General features: G+C 57.1%; 2 protein-coding genes and 1 pseudogene. 2 read left to right on the top strand and 1 reads right to left on the bottom strand.

Translation table 11 applies throughout. The features are described 5' to 3' along the window. Window positions 1-12 precede the first annotated feature (12 nt). Window positions 13-375 carry a hypothetical protein gene (locus C451_RS03375; protein WP_007737706.1) on the bottom strand — a complete coding sequence of 121 codons (363 nt, stop codon included), beginning with the start codon at window positions 373-375 and terminating at the stop codon, window positions 13-15. A gap of 86 nt (window positions 376-461) precedes the next feature. Here C451_RS03375 and C451_RS22740 point away from each other — a divergent pair. Next, window positions 462-629, top strand: a pseudogene (locus C451_RS22740) (DUF7509 family protein); the annotation flags it as partial. Between the two features lie 135 nt (window positions 630-764). Further along, window positions 765-1,055 (top strand): hypothetical protein, encoded by a 291-nt coding sequence (locus C451_RS03370; RefSeq protein ID WP_007737703.1) that lies wholly within the window; start codon window positions 765-767, stop codon window positions 1,053-1,055. Window positions 1,056-1,365 lie beyond the last annotated feature (310 nt).

Raw genomic sequence — 1,365 nt, 5'->3', positions numbered from 1 at the left:
AGAGCAGCGCGTTCATTGGTCATGTACGACTGCTGTCGGCGGGATGCCGTAATCTCCGTGACTCGGTTCCGCTACGCTACACAAGAGCGGGGTGAGTTCTCTTTTTTCCGGCGGATGGCCACCTGAGACGCCGACATAATCATAGATGGTTCTGTCGAGTGACTCATCGTGGCTCAGATGTTCGAAGTGATCATCGACACACGCTTTGATGTCGGCCCATCGCTCGGCGAACGGAGTGTCAGTGGCCGAGACATCCTCGACCACTTGATCGTAGTTGGATTGGTCGAGTGTGGGCAGATCGTCCTCAACGACGTCCGCGAGGTCGTTAAGGGTGCGAGTTGCGACGCGGAGTGCTGCTGCTTGCTGTTCAGACATGGGGGCCTCCGTCTGATCGATGGTGCATGCGACTGTCGAATCTGGTGGAGTGCCTATAGGTATGCGGTGCCTAAGTCGTCCACGAGGACACCCTCTCCAGTGCAATGATCGGCTCAGTAACTCGCCGCTGGGAGACGGCCGTCCGCTCGTATGCCGATCGCGAGGAGCTACTTCACGAAATCAAGCTGTTCGTGGTGGACGTGATGAATCGCGAGTTTGCTGGTGACCTGCCACAGTTGGACGAGAGCGGCTAACCCTTCGTTGCCACGTGGTTTCTCAGACCGGGTAGCTCTCCGTGAGGACTCGCAATCTGATCGTTTGAGACGCGCCCGACGCCAGTGCGTGTTCCCCGCCGTTCGTTTAAGTCTCCGGAGACGTTGTTGACGGATATGGCCAGAGGAGACCGGACGGTCGATCGTACGCCCGAGAAACCGCCACGGGGAGAAGGCGGGACTGGCGACGAGCCCGGGTCCGTCTGGCTGGATCGGATCCTCACCCGCCTCCTGCTTGGTGAGTCGGCCTCCAGTGAGGAGCACAACGATTCGACGCCCGACGGCGCTATCGATCGCGATCCGAAGAAACCGCCACCCGAAGAAAGCGGTGCGTGGAACAAACGCGGCTCGAAGATTGTTGATCGGATCGTCAACTGGATCGTCACCGGTGATCCGGACATGCCGTAGCGTGCGTTTTCGCGCCCGTCATCGCAGAACGGTGGATCAGCTCGGTACTACGCTCCTGGGTATTCTCATCGTGTCATAGAACTCTTCACATACCTCACCAGGAGCCCGAGAAACGGTATCTGAGAAACAGCCAGTATTGTCGTAATTCAGAGCCAGCGGTAGCGTGCCTCTCGATCGATACGCGAAAACCATGCCAACCGTTCTATGACACTCTGTGGTGAGCCTGTCCAAGAAACATCGGCAAGGAAATCAGATTCTACGGATTCTGAGTTCACATGACGTAGATTTTATCTAGCGGAAACTCCTGTAT

This window comes from Halococcus thailandensis JCM 13552 (assembly GCF_000336715.1).
In the GTDB taxonomy this organism is placed as follows: Archaea; Halobacteriota; Halobacteria; order Halobacteriales; family Halococcaceae; genus Halococcus; species Halococcus thailandensis.
The sequence above is the reverse complement of the archived record's forward strand: the minus strand, read 5'-3'. Positions and strand labels throughout refer to the sequence as shown.

Coding starts and splice junctions, on each gene's coding strand:
- C451_RS03375 (WP_007737706.1), bottom strand. CDS start 375: ATGTCTGAACAGCAAGCAGCAGCACTCCGCGTCGCAACTCGCACCCTT.
- C451_RS03370 (WP_007737703.1), top strand. CDS start 765: ATGGCCAGAGGAGACCGGACGGTCGATCGTACGCCCGAGAAACCGCCA.